The sequence below is a fragment of the Methanosarcina sp. MTP4 genome, assembly GCF_000970045.1.
GTDB lineage: Archaea > Halobacteriota > Methanosarcinia > Methanosarcinales > Methanosarcinaceae > MTP4.
Map to the genome: position 1 here is coordinate 1,957,019 of NZ_CP009505.1, position 21,043 is coordinate 1,978,061.

General features: G+C 45.8%; 9 protein-coding genes. 6 read left to right on the top strand and 3 right to left on the bottom strand.

Annotated elements, in window-relative coordinates:
- Nucleotides 1-37: 37 nt before the first annotated feature.
- Both MSMTP_RS08255 and MSMTP_RS08260 read right to left on the bottom strand, forming a co-directional pair.
- Nucleotides 38-1,336 (bottom strand): NAD(P)/FAD-dependent oxidoreductase, encoded by a 1,299-nt coding sequence (locus MSMTP_RS08255; RefSeq protein ID WP_048178595.1) that lies wholly within the window; start codon nt 1,334-1,336, stop codon nt 38-40.
- A gap of 220 nt (nt 1,337-1,556) precedes the next feature.
- Nucleotides 1,557-2,690 carry an RES domain-containing protein gene (locus MSMTP_RS08260; protein WP_048178596.1) on the bottom strand — a complete coding sequence of 378 codons (1,134 nt, stop codon included), beginning with the start codon at nt 2,688-2,690 and terminating at the stop codon, nt 1,557-1,559.
- A gap of 262 nt (nt 2,691-2,952) precedes the next feature.
- Between MSMTP_RS08260 and MSMTP_RS08265 the strand changes: the two genes are divergently transcribed.
- From MSMTP_RS08265 to MSMTP_RS08285, 5 genes are all read left to right on the top strand, one after another.
- Nucleotides 2,953-5,259: a phosphoadenosine phosphosulfate reductase family protein gene (locus MSMTP_RS08265; RefSeq protein ID WP_048183090.1), complete on the top strand. Its 2,307-nt coding sequence runs from the start codon at nt 2,953-2,955 to the stop codon at nt 5,257-5,259.
- Nucleotides 5,260-5,796: 537 nt separating this feature from the next.
- A complete protein-coding gene (locus MSMTP_RS08270; RefSeq protein ID WP_048178597.1) occupies nt 5,797-6,915 on the top strand; it encodes an AI-2E family transporter in 1,119 nt (372 codons plus the stop codon).
- Nucleotides 6,916-7,905: 990 nt separating this feature from the next.
- Complete coding sequence (locus tag MSMTP_RS08275; protein WP_048178598.1) at nt 7,906-9,819, top strand: threonine--tRNA ligase; 1,914 nt, start codon at nt 7,906-7,908, stop codon at nt 9,817-9,819.
- Nucleotides 9,820-10,633: 814 nt separating this feature from the next.
- Nucleotides 10,634-12,934: a DEAD/DEAH box helicase gene (locus MSMTP_RS08280; RefSeq protein WP_048178599.1), complete on the top strand. Its 2,301-nt coding sequence runs from the start codon at nt 10,634-10,636 to the stop codon at nt 12,932-12,934.
- 689 nt (nt 12,935-13,623) lie between these two features.
- The gene (locus MSMTP_RS08285; RefSeq protein ID WP_048178600.1) at nt 13,624-14,766 is read left to right on the top strand and encodes a hypothetical protein; all 1,143 of its coding nucleotides are present in this window, start codon (nt 13,624-13,626) and stop codon (nt 14,764-14,766) included.
- Nucleotides 14,767-15,232: 466 nt separating this feature from the next.
- Here the strand turns inward: MSMTP_RS08285 and MSMTP_RS17940 are convergent, their stop codons facing one another.
- Nucleotides 15,233-17,962 (bottom strand): NosD domain-containing protein, encoded by a 2,730-nt coding sequence (locus MSMTP_RS17940; RefSeq protein WP_052718328.1) that lies wholly within the window; start codon nt 17,960-17,962, stop codon nt 15,233-15,235.
- An 895-nt stretch (nt 17,963-18,857) separates the two neighbouring features.
- On the opposite strand from MSMTP_RS17940, the gene MSMTP_RS08295 reads away from it, so the two are divergent.
- Nucleotides 18,858-20,417 carry a dicarboxylate/amino acid:cation symporter gene (locus MSMTP_RS08295; RefSeq protein WP_048178601.1) on the top strand — a complete coding sequence of 520 codons (1,560 nt, stop codon included), beginning with the start codon at nt 18,858-18,860 and terminating at the stop codon, nt 20,415-20,417.
- Nucleotides 20,418-21,043: the final 626 nt, after the last annotated feature.

Genomic DNA, 21,043 nt, shown 5'->3' on the forward strand with positions numbered 1-21,043 from the left:
GATCCTTAAAATGGCTGTAGGTTGCAGGTCATTTTTTTCAAAAACAAGTCCTTAAAAAGGTCCCGAAGGCTTTCATCAGGCGCAGGGAATTGCCGGAGAGCATGAGCTTTTTCAGTACGACCGAGGGGTGGTCCATGTCCCCGTATTCCGTGATTGTCTCAAGGATTGAAGGGGTGTTCAGGGAAGCTATCAGTTCGTTCAGCTGCCTGTCTTCCAGTTTCCCTATGTGGTCATGGACTTTCATGCCGATTTCAAGTTCCTTTCCAGGCGTTTTTCGCCAGAGCCGGTCGTATTCGGAAAGCCTTCCTGAGCCGGTGTTTCCTTCAAGGGCGGCTTCGGCGGCGACTCTTCCTGCAATTTTGGCGGCAAGGGCTCCGGGATAGACTCCTCCCCCGGAGGTGGGTTTTGCCTGCCCGGCAGCGTCTCCTACCACAAGTACCCCGTCAGTTGATGTTTTTTCCGGGGGGCCGATGGGAATACCTCCCACCACGAAATCCAGCATGCCCCCTCCGTACCTGGCTTTTACGTGGGGATTAGAACTGAGGAACTTCTGCAGGCGGGAAACGGGTGTTTCACCCTGCCCCAGCATTTTGGGTTCCACGGCAAGCCCTATTCTCGAAACCTTTTCGTTCAGGGGCACGGTCCAGGCAAAAAAACCGGGGGCATGAGAGCCCGGGAAAAGTTCAACAAAAGCGCTGTCCTCGGAAGCATAGGGGGCTTCGACCTGGATCCCCGGCAGCACACGTTTTGGCATCCCCAGTCCCGCATACCGGGCTATCCGGCTTTTCACGCCGTCTGCTCCTATCACCACCCCCGCATTTATGACTTCGGGTTTGCCATTCCTGAGGACCTTTAGTTTTACAGGATGATCTTTTTTCCTGCCTTCTTTCCTGCCGTTTTCTTTTTTGTATTCATTTTCGGCTCTCAGGCCTGCTTTTTCGAGCCCTGAATGTTCAAGCCCCGCGTTTTCAAGCCCTACTGCCGTTGTCCTGAGGGAAAGCTCGACTCCCTCCTCGACTGCCAGGGTTGCCAGGGTGCGGTCGAAGTTTTTCCTGGAGACCACATAGGCTTTGGTCTGCTTCCCGTCGATTGGGAGGGACTGCCCGTCGGGAGCATGGACAAAAGCCCCCCGAATGGAATTGAACACGAACTCGTCCGAAGGCCTGAGCTCGCATTCCGCAACCGCTCTTGTGCTAAGGAGCCCGGTACAGCCTACAGGCGAGCCTATTGATGCGTGTTCTTCCACAAGGAGGACTTTAGCCCCATGTATTGCTGCGTACCGGGCAGCGGTGGAACCCACCGGGCCGGCGCCCACGACGACTACATCGTAATTCATTTTGTGGCCTTCAAATAGTAGGATTAAAATTATTGAATTAATACACAACTCTTAAAAAAATTGAAATTTGTGATGTTCAAGGATTCTGAAAGTATGAACAGGCTTATTTAGACATGTAATTTGGGATGCATTTTGCTGTAAAAACCCATAATTATCTGAATAACATTCTCTATTGTATCCAAATAGAATAGATATGCAAATAGGTTTTCTGCAGAGTATTTCAGGAATATAATAGTTTAAAAAATAGGTCATCTTCTTCAAACTCATAAAATTTTTCAGTTTGATAAATTTTATCCCAGTGTGAATGGCCTACTACCTTATCTTTAAAAATTACAAAATTCTCTCCTTCAATGCTGTATCTGCTTTTATATTTTATAGCATTAAAACCTAAATATATGGCACAATCTGCAATAAACCGAGTAAATATATACTCTGGTTTATCCCAACCTTTGTTACTTGGCGAATTATATATTAATGAAGACGAAATGATTGATTTGTAAAGATCATTATCATATACATTACCAGTAATGTCTGTTAAATCCAATATTTTGAGAGGTTGTGTGATCTTTAATTCCGCCATATAATATTTGGGATATTGTTTATTGCTTTTTACTTCTCTATCCTTATTGCCTTTTACTTCTCTATCCTTATTGCCTTTTACTTCTCTATCCTTATTGCCTTTTACTTCTCTATCCTTATTGCCTTTTACTTCTTTATAACTTAGTTTACTACGACTTGCAACATATAGGTATCCATAGCCATTATGATTAAATCGTCCTTCACTTGCTTCCTTATCAGAAGGAGGACCCATTTTGGAAACACGTTCAGAGTAATCCATTTTATTAAATTTATCTGGATTTTTAATGCATCTACATCGATATAGAATATCATTTATCGGTATTTTCTCAGTTTCTTCTGCAATATTCATAATAAGTTCATAAATTTGTTTACCAAATGGCTCTATAAGGACCAAAAATGGTGCTTTTTTTGCAGTATCAGCAATTTTTCTTATTTCATTAAAGTGTTCATTACTTTCAATTGAGAACTCACAAGGCCAAATATAATCTTTTAGAGAACTACCACAATTCGGACACAATAGCCTTTTGGTGTGACTGGGGTCAAATTCATCTAATGCAATTTTATTAGTATTATAAAATCCAGTTACAATGTCGATTCCAGCCCAATCTTTCCTGAATTTTTCAATGCAGTTTTCACATAAATAAAAATTAGTGCCATAATCAGATTCTAACGTATCGTAAAAGAAATTTTTGAAATGTTCAAACGCTTGATCTTTATAGTACCCACTTTCAATTCGCAAGCACTCTTCATCAGAAATATCGTCAAAGTTATGCATTTTATCTAATGAATAAATAAAAATATAAGTAGTTAAAACTTCTTGTTGGTAGTTAATATAGTCTTTAAAATAATAATAACAATAATAATAATAATAATACTAATATCTTCTTCAGCAACATACTTGTGTATTTATCTTGTGAGCCCATTAAGAGATAGTTTGCATACTGCAGGTAATTTGATATACCGATAAACATATCCTTCCTGAAAAACTGAACGATAACTTACTTAACCGTTTTCTTTGAATCAGACCAGTGCTTTCCATGCCGCAGAAAAAAGACAAGTTCCGATCTCCTCGCCCGAAAAGGCCGGGAAACGTTCCGGGAAATAAAAGTCCCCGGCCTCATGACAAGAAGACTAACAAAAATACTGACAAAAATACTGACAAGAAGGTTCAGGCTTCAAGGAAAAAAACCCCTAATAAATCCGGCAGTTCTTCTTTTAAAATGGAGCGCAGCCAGGAAAACAGGAACAGGCAGAAGGAGTCCTTGACTCATAAGGGACCATCCGGGAAACCATCCGGAAAAAGCTCCGGCAGGCGTTTCGAGTACGAAAACGACAGCATTTTCTGGTGCAGGGAGTGCAACCTGCCTTTGATAGGGGAAGAGTGCGGGATTTGCGGCACGAAAGGTTTTCCAATAACCCTTTCCCAGCCGGCAGATGTCCGTTTCTGTTCCCCCTACGAACGGGAAGTCCTGGCAGAGCAGCTTGTTTCGGCTTTCGGCTGCGACCCCCTGGGGAACCGGATAATCCTCCTGAACAAAATCCCTGGTGAGGACAAGACCGATGAAATCATCGTGGACGGGCTGCACTTTGGGGTGCTCCGCTTCGAGCTTTCGAAAATGGACTACGTGTTTGAGCCCTCCGTGGAAGGATCAAAGTTACTCCTGCAGCACGGAGCAGGACAAAAAGTCGAGCTGAAAAAGACGAAAAACAGGCATCTGAACGGAAAAAACGTGGACGCCGGGCAGGTGGAGTCTTTTTCCAGGGACATAAGGGCAGGGGACTTCGTGCTCGTGACTGCGGGCAGCCTGAGCGGATACGGGATTTCTTACATCGACGGTTCGGAATTTGACTCTAAAAAAGATTCAGGCGAAAAAGTCCTCCGTGTAAGAAAAATCGACAGTTCGGAGGAGTTTCTTCATAAGAAAGTCCCTTCCATGGCCTCCTGCATCGAGGCGAACAAAAAACATCTCCAGGCCCTCGGGAAAAATGCCATCAATGCCATCCGGGGAATTGCAAATCGGAATGAGTACAGGAAGCTGCCGGTTTACGTCTCCTTCAGCGGGGGAAAAGACAGCCTTGTGGTGCTTGACCTTACCCGGGCCGCTCTCAAGAAAAGAGAATTCAAGGCATTTTTCGTGAACACCGGGATCGAGTTTCCGGAAACGGTCGAGTTTGCCAGGGAGTATTGCCGGGAGCAGGGTGTGCCATATGAGGAGATGAATTCCGGGGATGCGTTCTGGGAGAATGTGGAGAGGTTCGGGCCCCCTGCAAAAGATTTCCGCTGGTGCTGCAAGGTCTGCAAGCTGGCATCCGCAGGGGATATTGAGGCAGGGAAAAATGGCCGCGGGAAGGGAACTGAAAGGGCCCTGTCCGGAAACGGACCCGGAGCATTCCTATACGAGGTCGGAATTGAAGCAGCTGCCCGCAAAGCCGGGCACAGCGCAGACGCCGTGGCATACCTGACAGTTGACGGGAAAAGGAAGCACGAGTCTTTTTCACGGGCAAAGATCGCAGCCAGTGAAACGAACCCCTTTGTCCCGAACCAGCTCAACATCTTCCCGATCCGGGACTGGAGGGCGCTTGAGGTCTGGCTTTATATCCACTGGCGGAAGCTGGCTTACAACCCCCTGTATGACCAGGGCTTTGAAAGGGTCGGCTGCTGGCTCTGCCCGTCGGCCCTTGCGGCTGAATACGCCAGGGTAAAGGAACTGCACCCTGAGATGCATGAGAGGTGGAACACTTTTCTCCTTGCCTGGGCAAAAAGCCTGGGGCTTTCGGAAAAATTCGTTGAGCACGGGTTCTGGCGCTGGAAAGAGCTGCCTCCCAAGATGCTGAAACTGGCCGAAGAGCTGGGAATTTCTGTCCTTCCGGAAGAAAATGCCGAAGCTTTTGAAATCGAGGTTGTTTCCGGGATTTCTCCCTGCAAAGCAGGGGGCTTTTCCGTGGAAGCCGGGGTAAAAGGGGTCAAGCTGAGGGAAGCTGCCGAATTTCTGAACGTGCTTGGCCCTGTGGTCCGGGCAGAAGAACTGGGCATGCTGCTCGTAAGAACCGGTTCCGGGACCGTGAAGTTCTTTTCGAACGGAAACCTGCTGGTAAGCTCGGACACAAAACCCAGGGCAGTTTCCCTTTTTAAGGAGACCGCAAAACAGTTCGCAAGGCTTTCCCGCTGTACCGGCTGCGGGATCTGTGAGAAAGCCTGCCCCGTGGGTGCGGTTGCTGTCAATGGGAACGAGGTACGTGTAAGTGAAGCCTGTATCAGGTGCGGCAAGTGCACGGAAGCCTGTGTGGTGACCAGGTATTTCGACAGGCTTTTCCCGGACTTCGATGAAAAATTAAAAATCTAAGAACGCTATATTAATACTGATCAAATACTGATTAAATACTGGTTATGAATCAGTGGGAATGCGGTAGAGGACTGGGCAGGTAGGAATACTGTTATATTTTTAAATAGGTTATAATTATATTTCTCCGATGACAGAGGCTTTAGGAGAAGTCGGTGTTTCAAAGCTGAATTACTGTACTATAGTCAAGGACCTAAATTCCTTCACCAATCTCAAGTTAAAGTTTAACCACAGAAAGCACGGAAAACACGGAATAAAAGAAATAGGGGCACAATCCTTCCGTGCTTTCCGTGTCTTCCGTGGTTATAATGTAAGTGTAAATATTTGCGTTCGGGACTATAATTGGATTCTCGTATAAATCCTGATAACTCGTATAAATCCTGATAACTCGTATAAATCCTGATAACTCGTATAAATCCTGATAACTCGTATAAATCCTGGTAAATTGAATTCTTGTATGAGTCTTCGTAAATAAAATTATCTTGCCGGAATGGAAAAAGTAAGCCTCTCCGGAAGAAAGTAATTATCCTGGTAAAGAAAATGAAGTTCAATCAACCCTATGACGGAGTTAGCCAGCTGATTGAAAGCCGCTGGAAGATCGCAGCGGCTCTGGTAATAGCTGTGCTTTTGTATTTCGCCTTTTTAATCATGATCCCTCTGGCAGACGGGGTCGTGCTGGGGCTTGTGTTTGCTTATATTGCCAGACCTATCCGCATGAAGTTCAAAAGGTATAAGAAATTAGGGTCGCTGGTCGCCAGTACCTGCATCTTCGTCCCCATCATATTCATTGTCGGAGCAGGTGTTGTTGAAATCCTGCACCAGATTTCCTGGGTCATTGACAACCAGACCGTGGTCATCGGCAGTATCTTTGATTTTGTGAGTGCTCTGGAAATCCCGGAGAGATACCTCGATCAGATTAATTCGGCTGTCTGGTCCCTTTTTTCCTCGCTTCTCCCTGCAATCGGGGGGATAGGAATTATTTCCTATGCCCAGAGCATAAGTTTGTTTGTCATAAATTTCATCGTTTCCATAATCCTCTGCTATTTTCTGCTTTCCGACGGGGACCGGCTTTACTGCGCCTTCCTTGCAGTCGTGCCTGAGGAATATCAGGGTACCGTAAATAGATATGCATCCCACCTGGACCTGATCCTGACCGGCGTCTTCATAGGAAACGCCTATGCAGCCCTGATTGTAAGTGTGACTTCCGTTGTGGTTTTCTACGCTTTCGGGCTTACCCATGTGCTTGCGCTTGCAACCCTTATCTTCATAGCATCGATAATTCCTCTCTTTGCCGGGTATATGGTACTCGTCCCCCTGACGGTGCTGCGCTACTTTGACCAGGGTTTCGAGAGTGCGCTCATCTTCTTCGTGGTTTCCTCTCTTGTCATCTACGGCCCCCCCGAACTGATCCTCCGCCCCTACCTGACCAGTCTAAAGTCCAACATCCATCCCATGTTCCTGATGCTTGCTTTCCTGGGAGGGGCTTTTGTTGGCGGGGTTGCGGGCTTTTTTGCAGCTCCGATCCTGCTCGGAGCCCTGGTGGCGGCGTACAGGGTTTACCAGGAGACCATGCATCCCGAGCTTGTGGAAAAAGCCGACCCAAACCTCAAGAACCTGGGGTACAACTGTAAGAAAGAGACATGTGAAGAGGCGCCGTAACGAGTCCCGATGCAGTAAAGAGTCTTTATTGTCTTTACTGCATTTACTGCCTTTTCCCTCTATTATGTTGCCCTGCATCGTTTTTCCTTTTCCTGCAAAAGGGAAAAAGCCTGGTAAAGAGGAGTTCAAAGGCAGGTATGACCTGTGTTTTCCTGGAAGATTGGCGCTTTAAGGGAATCCGGGAGTTACCTGAGATCCCGAAAGCTATCGGTATTCTCCCTGGCCGAGCCGGGATTCAATGATGCTACATGACATGGTTTTTGATGCTGGGCAATCCATCTTCATGAAGTTTAATTCAAAAAATTTAACGCCATTGAATATTTTCATACCTTTATAATATTCAGTAAAATTAAATCGTTTAAAGGGCGCATTGAATTTGAAGCGATTATGATATATATTTCTACGTACTTATAAAAAACGTAGATTGAGAGTTAAAGGGTTTCCTCTCAATCTCATGGGTTGGATCATTGGTAGGAGCCGGAAAGTGGGAACATCGGGCTCCTATCCACTACTATTCTAACAATTTTATCGTTGTCGTCCGGTTTTTTCTAACGTTTTTATTAAAAATAAAGCTTGTGAGCGATCCTAAAAAAAATTTGAATTTTGTGGAGTTATGTCCCGCACTCATTTTTGGTCTCACAGCAATTCGATTTGATAAAATACCGCAATCTATTCCGGTTCTGCTGTGTTCTCGGACCCGGGGTGTACTACGTAGCATCTCTTCTTCTGAAACATCAGCGGTTTTGAATTTTATCGGAATTTTGCCGGGACCTCTGTCTCTGTGAACGGAAATATACCGGTAAAAGGGATTGCTTTATATCACTGTACGCTGTTAGGACTGTCATATATTCTTACTTAATTTCCGGAAACCTGAACAGGCCCGCTGTGCAGGCCGCATGTCCCTAAAAGGCATGCAATCAAAAAATTAATCAACAAACCTAACTTTATCTGGAACTTGACTCCAGTGGTTCCGAGAGCACAGGTGATTCAATGCAATTATTGCTTATTCATTCTGATTATATAGAATACGAAACCAAAAAACAGACTCCGGTAGCTGAAAAAATCGAAGACTCCTTAAAGTCCGGAAGGCTTGAAGAGGCCCTCACCGCGTTCATGGCTGTGGAGAGTGCAGACGAGACAAACCCTGAAGAAACAATCGGAAAGGCGGTCTCGGAAATCGAAAAGGTTGCATCCCAGGTCAAGACCGACCGGATCATGCTCTATCCTTACGCTCACTTAAGCTCGGACCTTTCTTCCCCGAAAGTGGCGGTTAAAGTCCTGAAAGGCATCGAAGCTGTCCTTTCCGCTAAGTATGAGGTCAAGCGCGCTCCCTTCGGCTGGTACAAGGCTTTCAAGATAAGCTGTAAGGGCCACCCCCTTTCGGAACTGTCCCGGACCATCCTTCCTGAAGGAGCAGCTCCGGCTGTTTGCGGGGAAAAGGTTGTTGTAGCTGAAGAAAAGGAAGAAGTAGTTTCCGAAGCCCTGAAAGCCGAAGACACCGCCAGGTCCTACTGGCGCATCCTGACCCCTGACGGGGAACTTCATGAGGTTGAAGGCTTTGACCTTTCTCCTTACCCGAAACTTCAGGATTTCGTGAATTATGAGATTTCTAAGAGCAGGGCAGTAAAGGAAGCCCCGCCCCATGTGGAACTCATGCGCAGGCTAGAACTTGCCGACTACGAACCGGGGTCCGATTCCGGGAACATGCGCTATTATCCCAAGGGCAGGCTCATCAAGTCCCTGATGGAAAACTACGTGCTTGATGTCGCATCCGAATTCGGGGCAATGGAAGTGGAAACCCCCCTGATGTACGACATGAACCACCCGACCCTGAAAAAGTACCTGGACCGCTTCCCGGCAAGACAGTACTCCATCGAGTCGGACAAGCGCCACATGTTCCTGCGTTTTGCAGCCTGCTTCGGGCAGTTCCTTATGAACCACGACATGACGATCTCTTACAAGAACCTCCCCCTGAAGATGATCGAAATGACCCGCTACAGTTTCAGGAAGGAACAGCGGGGAGAACTCGTGGGCCTCAGGAGGCTTCGGGCATTTACAATGCCGGATATGCACTCCCTTTGCCCGGACATGGACCAGGCCGTGGACCAGTTCATGCAGCAGTACAAGCTCTGCATAAGCGTCCTTGATAACATGGGTATCGATCTCGATGACTACGAGGTTGCAATCCGCTTCACGAAAGACTTTTACGAGTCTAACAGGGACCTGGTTAACTCCATGGTAAAAACCGTGGACAAACCCGTGCTCGTGGAGATGTGGGACACCCGTTTCTTCTACTTCGTGCTCAAGTTCGAGTTCAATTTCGTAGACGCCCTTGCCAAGGCAAGTGCCCTTTCCACTGTCCAGATCGATGTGGAAAATGCCGAACGCTACGATATATCTTACATTTCTCCCGAAGGCAAGGCCGAAAGGCCCACCGTACTCCACTGCTCCCCCAGCGGGGCAATCGAGCGCTGCATCTACGCCCTCCTTGAAAAAGCCGCCATGGAAACCGAGAAAGGGAAAGTGCCCATGTTCCCGGTCTGGCTCTCCCCGACCCAGGTCAGGATCATCACTATCTCCGAAAAACACATGGACTTTGCAGAAGAAGTTTCAAAGAAGTTGGGCTGCAGGGTAGATATTGACGACAGGGAACTTTCCATAGGGAAGAAAATCCGGGAAGCTGGCAGGGAATGGGTCCCCTATGTAGTGGTTATCGGGGATACGGAAGTCGAGGAAGGCACGATCAACGTGACCGTCCGGGAAGAGTCCGAACAAAAGAAGCCCATGAAAGTCCAGATGACCACGGAAGAACTCAAAGAAAGGATCAGGGCAGAAACCGCAGGCAAGCCGTACAAAGGGCTGCCGCTTGCAAAATACCTCTCGGAAAGGCCGAAGTTCCTTTAAACTTCCGGTTTTTTCCGTTTTTCCTTTATAGAGCCAGGGTTAAAAAGTCAGAATCCTTGCTCTTTCTTTAAGTTTTTCTTTGTAATCTGGAATAATTTATATATCTCTCCGATCAATTAGTTGAATATCATTTGTAACTGAATCTTAGTTTAACTGAATCTTAGTTTAACTGAATATCATTTGTAACTGAATCTTAGTTTAACTGAATCTTAGTTTAACTGAATCTTAGTTTAACTGAATCTTAGTTTAACTGAATCTTAGTTTAACTGAATATCATTTGTAACGGAATCTTAGTTTAATTGAATATCATTTGTAACTGAATCTTAGTTTAACTGAATCTTAGTTTAACTGAATCTTAGTTTAACTGAATCTTAGTCTAACTGAATCTTAGTCTAACTGAATCTTAGTCTAACTGAATCTTAGTTTAACTGAATCTTAGTTTAATTGAATCTTAGTTTAATTGAATCTTAGTTTAATTGAATCTTAGTTTAATTGAATCTTAGTTTAATTGAATCTTAGTTTAATTGAATCTTAGCTTACTTTTGGCGATAAACCCTTGATTGTACTTTCTGACTGGTATTGATAAGGGGCCAGACAGATTGTGGGATTATTTTTCAATATTTTTCGTTTGTGTGCGGTATTAATACCGTTTACCGGAAGGCTGCTTGATAGCCTTTGCATTGATTCCAGGAAAATCCCAAAAGCATGATTCATTTAGAGAAGCGCAGGGACCCGGTGTACCGCAGTTACGAGGGGGACACACGGACGCCCAAAAAGCATGCTTCATTAAGAGAAGCGCAGGGACAGCGTAGAAATGACAATTTCAGGTAAGGCCGTGGTCGGCATGGAAACCGTTGAACTGGAAACTTTAAGGAAAGATAAGCAGAGGATCTTTGAAGATATCCTGCAGTATTTCGAGACTCAGCAGAGGGGCTACATCAAGGTCCCCACGGGCTGGGGCAAGACCTTCCTCTCAAAGCACATAATGAAAAAATACTATGAGGAGGGAAAGCTCGTGCTTTTCCTGGTCTCGAAAAATAATCAGCTCCTGACCCAGACCTATTATGACAGGAAAAAGGACCGTCCCCTTTTCCCGAACAGTGTTGTCCTTTCCTCGGCACACAAGACCGATCGAAAAGAGCTTCTGAATAAACTTAAAGAATTCAAGGCAAGGGGAGAGAAAGGGAATGATAAAGGGGAGGGAAAAGGAAAACAGGTGAAAAGGGGTGAAGGAAGTGCTGAAGGTTTTGTGCTCTTCGCGTCCCTCCAGACCGTGCTCGGCAAACAAAGCGCGGAGCTCAAGGAGCTGCTTCTGGAATATGCCGATATTGCGATAGTGGACGAGATCCACAATTTCATCAACAACCGGGGCAATGATTTCCTGAACACGTTTGGGGACCGGACCCGGATCCTGGGCATGACTGCGACCCCGTTCCAGGGGGTTGTGGGAAACGTCAAGTTCGTGGACGAGATTTCCGGGGATATGCGGGAGGTCTACGGGAAAAGTTTGCCTGAATGTATCCTGGACGAAGAACTGGCTAACCTGAAGTATACGATTGCCGAGAGCAGAGAAGACATCCTCGAGGTCTTTGACTTTGAAAAAGGCCTGGCAGAACTTGATCGGCAGGACCTTTTCCTGGACTGCAGCACCGCGGATAAAATTAAGAAAGTTATCCGGCGGACCGGGCTTGCCAAAGATGTGTACGAGTCCAAAATCCGGAGGGGAAATGCAAAGACCCTGGTCTTCTGCGCCCCGGTCCGGAAACAGGTCTACGGGGTTGGCAGTGAGGATGAGAAGATTAACGCCTTCCATGCCAAGCTCGCATCCGCAATCTTTAACGAGGAAATCGCCGCCGAAGAGTTCGAAAATGATCCGGACCCCGTACTTCCCATGAGTTTCGACAACTACGCAGCACCCGGGATTTTCAAAGATGCGGCTTTTATCTCTTCGGAACTCTCGAAGGATGAACAAAAAGCCCTCCTCGAAGCTTTCAGGGACCCGGAAAAGGCTCCTTTTATCCTCTGCACTGTTGGCATGTTGATTGAGGGCTTCGACTTCCCTGCCCTTGAAGCTCTTGTCCTCCTCAGGCCCACCCTGAGTATGCGCCTTTTCGAGCAGCAGCTCGGAAGGGTAACCCGTCTCTCCCCGGAAACGGGCAAAAAGAGGGGAAACATCTTCGAAATTGCCGATAACATCGATTCTCTCTACCAGCACTTCGGAGAAGGGGTTTTCGGAGGGGAGAAAGTTGAGCAGATCCAGATGCTCCAGCCTGAAATCCGCCTTGAGGAACTCTTCTCCGAAGGGGACGCCGCCAGGGCAATCAGAGAAGGGAGAATCGAGCTGAAAAAGATCGATTTCAGTGCCGGTAAAAAAGGTCCTGGCGGGGAAAAAGGCAGAGGAAAAGGAAGGGGAAAAGGGAGAGGCAGAGGAAAAACAGAAGGGCCGGAACCCGTGGAGGTCCCTGTGCGCCTCCCGCCAACAGCTCTTCGGGTCAGGTATTATTCTCGCCTGCTGGCCCTGACTGAGGAAAGGGATATCGGGGCTTTTGAACGGGAAAAGCGGGAACTCATGCGTGGAGCTCTCAGGTTCAGGCTCCGGGATGCCGGGGACGCCGAGGAACTTGTCGAACTTGTCGCTTCCGTCAACAAACTCAAGCGGGAAGCCTACGAAGACCGCCGCCTTAAAGACAGCTCAAGAAGGGTCAAACCAAAAGTCTTCGGGGAAGTGGAATGGCTCCTGAAACTCCAGGCCCTGAACTCCCTCAAATATTCCAGTAAACACCTTTCCTATCAGGAAAAAGGCAGGATCTTGAAAACTCTGGGCTTCGAACCCGATTTCAAGCGGATAGACAGTTTCCGGCTCAAATGCCTGAAAATCGGTTCCGCCCAGAAGACCCTCCCTGAACTCCTGAAAGTGCTTGGTTTCGTGCACCGCCTCTCCTCGGAAGAGACCTACCAGTTTCTGGACAAAAAGAAAAAAGAACAGTGGAAACGCGAATTCATGCCTGCGATCTACTGGGGCTTCTGCTTTGTTGAAGATTCCCCCGAACTCAAAGAGCTTTTCGAGTCCACCGAATGGGACCGCCGGGTCAAGAATATAATCCGGCAGAAATGAAGGGCAGGGGACCTGCCCTGTACCTTCTTTTTGTATCAGGTTTTTTGCACCAAGTTTTTGAATCATGATTTCTAAATCCGGAAATAGGCTCCTATATTTTGATCCAGAACTGTAGGGGAAACAGTCCGCATAATCGATGAACTCCCGATCTGAAGCCGATTTAACCTTATTTAGCCTCATTGAGTCGTCCTTGTCCGGACGCAGTCCGGCTTTTTCAAAATGTAAGATAAAAAGATAAGTAAAAAGCAAAAGCGCCATCAAGAGGGTTGAAGGCTGTTTTGCTCAATATTAAAAACATAATTAATATTAAAATTAAGATACAGTTCCTATCTTTTTTATCTTAATTTCTATTTCGGAGAGGGCCGCCAGGCAAGCTGGCGGAGGTTTTCGATTACTCCTCAGGACAGAACGGTTTATGGGGTCGAAGAAAGCATTTACTGCAAGTTACTGGTTGCTATCCAAAATCTCCTCTTTGAACTCCTTAGCTCAGATCGTCTTTTGAATTAGTATTTTTTCTTAATATATACAAAATTCAAATGTATAGTTTGATTGTCTGGCCATAAAAAGTAAGTAACATGCAGAAAATGTTTATACATTTTATTGTAATGTTATATGTAATAATTTGAAGTAAAATTTTACTTCTCTTCATCCAGTATTTTTATTAATCTTTCAGTTATCGGAGGATCAATATGAGTCAAAAGCTGAAAATGTTCCAGATTTTTCTTGTTTTAATTCTGTTTTCGCAGTTATCGAGTGTAGCAGCTGCAGCAGCACCTGCAGAACAATGGAACAGGTCTTTTGGCGGAGGTAGTGAAGATAATTTCAGATGTGTTGAACAGACTTCAGATAGCGGGTACATAGCTGCTGGTTCAACATATTCATACGGTAAAGGGACAAAAGGCTATCCGGATGCCTGGCTTATCAAGGTTGACAATAAGGGGAATCTGCAGTGGAATAAAACTTTCGGGGGGACGTATTTTGATGAGGGGTACTTTACCCGGCAAACCTCAGATGGAGGTTATGTGTTATCGGGTTATACATTTCCTTCCGGCTATGCCGAGCCCTGGCTGGTCAGGACTGACAGGAACGGAAATGAGATGTGGAACAAGGTATCTGATGAAATCACTCACGAGATCTATCTCCAATATATGGCTGAACATACCTCTGATGGGGGATACATAATTGGAGATACGGTTATACATGAAATTGGAAGTAATTTTGGTTCTCTTCTAGTTGATTATGATATCAGGATAACTAAATATGATATAAACGGTAATCAGCAATGGAATAGCACCTTTGGCAAAAACCAGAGTCTTGAAACATTAAATCCTCTATTAAATTCTGTTAAGCAGACTTCTGATGGTGGATATGTAATTGCCAGCACAACCAGGTCAAATGAATCAAACAGTGATGATATCTGGCTCATCAAGATCGATGAATCCGGTCAGGAGCATTGGAATAAGACCTTCGGTAGCCCGAGGGATGATTTTGGCATCTCTATTTCAATGACTTCAGACAATGGTTATGTGTTGACGGGAAGATATGACGGTTCTGCTTTCATACTCAAAACGGACAGCGACGGTAATCAGGAATGGCTAAAAGAGTTTTCAAATTGTACGCTCTATTCCGTTCAACAGACTTCAGATGGTGGATATGTAGCTGCGGGCGTTAAAAATGAGAATGCATGGTTGGTTAAGCTGGCAGGTGATGGAAGGAATATTGAGAATGAAGAAACGTCAATTGAATATAATGACATCTCTGACAGCGTTTTCAGCCAGATACTAAATTCCATCTACGGTATTTCCAGTGGGATTAATACATTCGGGATTTAATAAAGGGGGCTATTTCCCCTTCCACCTTTACTTGCAGATCTTAATTGATTACTACCTCCTGACACCTCCTGCAGAATTACTGAACTAAAGCCGGAACAACCGTATTAGCCTTCCCGCGTCGTTCTTGTCCCGGACGCAGTCCGGCTTTTTCCAAAATGAAAATTAAAAGATGAGTAGAAAGTAAAATTTGTAGGGGCGAACCCGAAGAGAGCTTTAATAGATCTCAAAAACAGAATTAATATCTGAATGTAGTTATAATTCAATCTTTTTTATCTTAATTTCTTTTTGTGCAGGGCCGCCAGCCAGGCTGGAGGAGGATTCCATCTCTTCTCATGACCGAGCGGTTTTTGGGGTCAAAGAAAGCGTTATACTGGATAGAGTAGCAAAAATACGCTTTAAGAAAAGAGAAAAAGGAAAGAAAAAAAATCATAGAGGGGAAAAGATGACCCTCAATGACTATTTTGTTTCATTCTTTTCTTGCGAAGTAGAGAGCTCCCAGAAGACCTGAAAGCGCAAATGCAATTTCAAATCCTGGTGTCTTCTGTTCCTCATCGTTTCTTTCTTCCCCGGAATCTTTTGGCACTTCAGAAGCAGGAGGCTCTTCGGATGCATCCGTTTCCCCGTCAGGAGTGAGCGTCCCCGAGCCAGGGGACTGCTCAGTTTCTTCAGGCTCCTGTGTCCCTGCTGTTTCTTCCTCTGTCACGGCGGGGATTATCCTGGCTTCTCCTGTCCCGCTGCCCCCTCTGTGATGTGTCGTACCATCAGGAACAGAGGATGGGAGTACAAGCGGGAGGAAATCGATATTATCCCCTGTTTCCGCGATGCTATATGGGGAATCAGAGATCCCGTCATTATTTTTATCGGTTGCACTTTCGGAAAAGCCCGTTCCTTCCGGACTTGCCCAGAAGTTTCCGCCAAGATATGGGCCGCCAATGGTGTTTAGGCCCGGGGCTTTTGTGGTATTCCAGCGGTTTCCGGTGTTTGTACCTTCAAAATAGGTGTTGTTTGTGTTGTTGAAGTAATTGTCGTAGATGAGGCTGTTGCTGGAAAAAGCCAGATATATTCCGTATTTGGAGTTATTACAGGCATTGCTACTGGAAAGCGTGTTCTTGCCGGAAAACGCCAGATAGATGCCGTATTCAGAGTTATTGCAGGCCTCGTTTCTGCAAACTATGTTGTTTCCGGACTGCACCAGCGCGATTCCATAGCTATTGTTACAGGCTGTGTTGTTGGAAAGTGTATTGTTACCGGATTCGACCAGATTGACTCCGAAGGTGTTGTTGCAGGCTGTGTTGTTGGAAAGTGTATTGTTACCGGATTCAACCAGAATGACTCCGAAGGTGTTGTCGAGGGCTGTGTTGTTGGAAAGTGTGCTGTTGCCGGAAAAGTCCAGGTATATACCGTATTCAGAGTTATTACAGGCTGTGTTGTTGGAAAGCGTGTTGTAGTTACTGGATAAAGCCAGATAGATTCCGTACTCAGAGTTATTGCAGGCCTCGTTCTTTTCCACCGTGTTATTGCTGGACGAAGCCAGATATATGCCGCTCTCTGAATTATTATAGGCTGTATTCTCGGAAAGCGTGTTCCTGTCGGAAGATTCCAGCCAGATGCCGCTCTCAGAATTATTATCGGCTGTGTTTCCGGAAATTGTGTTGTTTCCGGACTGTTCCAGCCCGATTCCGTAGCTATTGTTGCAGGCTGTGTTGTTGGAAATTGTGTTGTTACCGGAATAAAATAGGGTTATGCCACCGAAGTTTTCAGAAAGTACGTTTTTCTCGAAAGTACAGTTCTTTGCACTTCTTAGATAGATTCCGGCATAAGGATATTCAGCCCCTGTTATGTTAAAGCCGCATATCGTAACGGAATCGGCAGTTATGTTAAATACGGGCTTTCCGGCATCCGAAGCCTGAACCTCTGTAAGCCCGGACCCGCTTTCGGAGTGGATAACCAGGCTCTTTGTAACGTCCACATTTTCCCGGCATGTCCCCTCATCCACGAGAATGGTATGCCCTTCAAGAGTTCCGGTGTCATCAATGGCTGCCTGGATCGAAACAAATCTCTTCCCAGTGTTAATGTTTCGGACAGGATTATTCACGGTGACTATTATCAGGTCGCTTCCTGTTAGCCCGCCTTTGTCAGTCGCATTAGCACGGATGTAATAATCACGGCTGTCAACTTTTGTGCTGTCCCACTCCACGCTCCAGAGGTCGGAATCTCCCAAAAAGGTGCCTGTTTCAGCCTTTCCGATCTCATTCCAGCTCAGTCCGTCCGGGGAATATTCAAAGCTGCAAAAGTCCACGTCCCCGTCAACTGTTGTCGCGTTTACGTTTATTGTCCCCGATATAATGGACCCGTTTAAGGCTTCGTTGAGCTCGACGTCAGGAACCGAATTTTCCCCTACTATGAAATTCGAGGCCTGCAGGCAGAGAGGATAGAGATCCCTTTCTTCATACGAAGTGTCATTAATGCCGTCTCCGTTTGAATCAGTGCCGGTGTAACCGTCATAGTAGTTTCCAAGGTAGCCGTAATATTCCCTGCCGCCGTATGTATAACTCACGGGTTCCGGAGTATTCCATGTGATGTCCAGATTGCTGCCAAAAGAAAAGTCCTGACTGTTTCCTGTGAAATCATTCAGGTAAATATTTGCGCTCGAAGAATCCATAGAGATGCCCGTGATACAGGCAGAAACCCGGTTATTGGAAAGCGTGGCGCCTTCGGAAGAAATCAAGGAAATTCCACTTGTTAAATAGCCATTTCCATTATAACCCTCAATTTCATTATTTTCAATCGTACAGTTTGCTCCCTCTATTTTGATACCTATGGAAGCACTGTTGCGCTTTATGGTAAATCCGCTAATACTTACCGAATTAGTCGGGCTTTTGATTGTAAATACGGGAAGACCTATCATGGGATTGTCACGGACTGTAACATCAGCATCCGCCCTGATTGCTAAATTCTTACTGATTTCAACACAATCGGTATAATCCCCGCTGTGTACAATAATTGTGTCCCCCTCCAACGCTCTGTCCACGGCATTCTGGATATCACGTACTGCACGCCCGTTGGGGTCGCTGCTGGGATAAACATGAATTTCTTCTGCCGCGGTGATCCCTGTGCATATTATAAGAACCGCTACAATTGCTGTCAGGCAAATTATTTTCCAGTTTCTTTTTCGGATTCTTCCCTTATTTTTCATAGGTATTCCTGCTGAAGTGTCTGCTTGTATTGTAAAAAGTGAATTAAATATCGATTTTCAATTTATTTTGAATTAAATATCGATTTTTATCTTTATTAATGTATTAAATAATAATGAATGTTCTTATATTTTAATCCACGTATAATTTGTAGGTTGTTTATTGGCAAAAAATCACTTGCGAGAGCCATAAACTACATTCATCGAAAATTCTTCAGTTTAATTTTTAGGAAATTTGTACTACCTTTAAATCCTCAATATTTTTGGCCGAGTTTATTTCCTTCTATTCTGTCCTGAACTATTCTGTCCTGAACTATTCTGTTCTGGACTATTCTGTCCTGAACTATTCTGTTCTGGACTATTCTGTCCTGAACTATTCTGTTCTGGACTATTCTTCCCGGGTGCAGTCCGGCTTTCCTAAATAAAGGTAAAGGGATAGGTAGAAAGTAAAAGCGACATGAGATATATAGAAAAACTTACTCAAAATTAAAAAAAGACTTAATATTTTTAGGTGTCATGTAATTATAGATTTCCTTAATTTTTAATTTTCATTTTCGGAAAGGACTGCCAGGCAAGCTGGCGGAGGCTCTCATCTCTATTCAGCACGAAACGATTTTTTGGGGTCAAGGGAAGCAGTTCCGTAGCCAAAATTTATTCTTTTTGTTATTTTTATTTTCTGAGTCCGTTTTTCCGGATCCTTTTGGTGAAGGTTTGTTTGCGTTTTCTCATCATAGTATTTATATTACTGTTTTTTACCAAAACTCCCTATGTATTTTTTATGAATTTATAATAATAAATAAGAAAGTAAATATAAGATCAAGCTAAATTTATAACAAAAGATTATAAAAATCTTCAATATTTTCTCAAATATCAACAGAACTTAGGTTACTGATTCTCCATGCCTGACAAGAAGCACCACCATATTCCCGATCCCATGGAAATTACCCACGAAATCGCCGAGGAAACGAAAGAAATAACTCATGAAATAGCCGAGGGGATTTCCCGTCTCTATTGCCCCCTGGATTTTAATCACCCTCATTCTCTCAAGTATATGAGCCATCACCTCCATGAGCTTATGGAAAAGAGGCTCTGGCTCAAAATCCTGCTGGGTATGTTTCTGGGTGTGGCTGTGGGACTGCTACTTGGGCCCTTCGGAGGGTTTGTCGAGCCCGAAATGGCTGAGGTTATCGGGGAATGGATCGCCCTTCCGGGGTACATTTTCCTGGGCCTGCTGAAGATGATCGTGATCCCTCTTGTACTAGCTTCCATCATCCTGGGGGTCGCTTCGAGTGAGAGTATGGCAGATCTTAAGAAAACAGGCCTGTCAACTGCGCTTTACTTTATCGTGACCACGGCTATAGCGACCTGCATCGGGCTCGGGATGGCGCTTTTCATCAGGCCCGGACAGTACATAGGCGGGGAACTGCTCCAGGCTGCGATGGAAGGAGAAGCTCCCTCAGTCGCGCAAGATATGGATTTTTCTTTATCTCTCGGGGACCTGCCTTCAAAGATCGGAGGGCTCCTCCCTTCCAACCCCCTGGACGCCATGGTGCAGGGGGAAATGTTACAGGTCGTGATCATTGCTATCATAGTTGGTGTGGCCCTTGTCTCCCTGAGCAGGCGGCAGGCTGTCCCCCTGATCCACCTCCTGAACTCCGTGCAGGCTATCTGCATGACCGTGGTGAAGTGGAGCATGGCCCTTGCTCCGGTTGCGGTTTTCGGGCTGCTTACCAAGTTTACCATCATGCTTGGGATAGATGCCCTGGTGGGCATGGCCGTCTACGTGGCAACAGTGCTGGCAAGCCTGGGGCTCCTGATGGGCATGAACCTGATAATCATTTCCGTCCTGGCCAGGAAAAACCCCTTTGATTTCCTGAAAGCTGTCTGGGACGTCCTTCTCCTTGCCTTTTCCACCTCAAGTTCCGCTGCCGTTATGCCCGTTTCCATCAAGACCGCCGAAGAAAAGCTGGGGGTCAGGCCTTCAATTTCCCAGTTCGTAATCCCCCTGGGTGCTACCGTTAACATGAACGGGACCGCCCTTTACCAGGGCGTTGCAACGGTCTTCCTGGCAGAAGTCTTCGGAATCCACCTTGGGTTCGGGCAGCTCGTGCTCGTTATGGTCATGGCCGTGGCAGCCGCAATTGGCACCCCCTCGATTCCCGGAGTAGGGATAGTTATCCTGGCGATGATCCTGAGCAGCGTGGGAATCCCTACCACCGGAATAGCCCTCATCATGGGAGTAGACCGTATCCTGGACATGACCCGTACGTCCGTAAACGTTGCCGGGGACCTGGTAACCTGCACGGTAATGGACCGCTTTATCGGAGGTAAGGGCGGGAAAGGAGAAGGGCTCGAAGGAGCCGAGGGCACAGCATGTGTACTTGGAGACGGGGAGGACCCCAAATTCAAGAGGGGAAAACCGGAACCTGCAGGTGCGGGTGCTTCCGAAGAGGAGTGATAGAGAAGTAGAGAAGTAACTTGAAGAGAAGTGAAAGAGAAGTAGAGAAGTAACTTGAAGAGAAGTGAAAGCGATCTGAGCCTTCATAAGCACTAAGCGGCCTATCAGGTGCCTTTATTTCCCTTATTCCTATTTTTTGAACTCAGATATAGAAGGGCTACTGACCGTGGAAGCACTACTAACCATGGAAGTAATGCTAAGGAATGATGAAAATATAACTTCAGATTTTCGTATCGGGAATTGCTCTATACTCATATAGGTTGTGTTTTTGTTGGTGGAGACGTTTGGTGTGTGCATTCAAACCAAGGAAATACACGGAAAAGCACGGAAAAAGATCGGTTGGAAGACGGTAATTAAGGTTGATCTGGCGTTTTGTTCACAATGGGTTTTGAATCGATTATTTAAAGTCCCGGAGTACTCACCGGCCGTCAGGCCGGTTTCCGTGTCCTTACGTGTCTTCCGTGGTTAAGGAATTGTAAACAAAAATACTTGATATCATATTTGACTTATCCCTAACCATGGAAGTAATGCTAACTGCGGAAGCCCCGGAGAAAGTCTTCAGATCATTTTTTTGGATAATTGTCCGGCACTCTCCTGAAGTTTCAAAAAAAGCAGGGTGGAATGTG